Annotated in this window: 1 protein-coding gene; it reads left to right on the forward strand. The window is 78.6% G+C overall.

The features are described from left to right. A partial coding sequence (locus ACOV8S_RS31105; RefSeq protein WP_448321832.1) for a hypothetical protein occupies positions 1-618 on the forward strand: 618 nt, incomplete at both ends.

Below are 618 nucleotides of genomic sequence, written 5' to 3' on the forward strand. Positions count from 1 at the left end.
GTACGGGGCCGCGGGGGCGGGGGAGCCGGGCACGGCGCACGAGCGGGCGGCGCTGCTGCTGCCGGCGACCGGGAAAGGACTGGCGCGGTACCGGTCCATGAGCCGGTGGTTCCTGACCGCCGGGGTGGTGACCTGCCTGGCCGCGGCCGCGCTGCGGGTGTGGGCCGGGGCCGCCGCCGCGGAGGCGGAGGGCTACGCGGTGATCACGGGGGTCTGCCTCCTGGTGGCGGCCGCCGTCTCCCTCCGGCACACCGACCGGGTCCGGACGGTGCTGGAGCGGTACCCATGGCGTCCGCGCCGCATCGTCCGGGTGAAGAGCGCGGCCTCGTCGGCCGTGCTGCTCGAGGCCCCGGAGTACGGCGAACTGTGGCCGCTGACCTGCCGAGGCGCGGATCAGCTCTCCGGGACCGCGGTGGTGTGGGCGGCGGGGGATCCCCGCATCGGGGCGGTGGTCCTCTCCCCGCGCGGCGGGCAGACGCACCTGTGGGCCGCGCCCGCACGCGGGAGGCTTCTGCGGCGGACCGCCGCGGCGGCCGAGGTACGGGCGCTGCCGGGGCGGCTGGTGACGGACACATCGCAGGCGGGGCCCGGTGCTTCGGCCCGCACGCCGCGGTGGCG

Source organism: Streptomyces sp. CO7 (assembly GCF_053474865.1).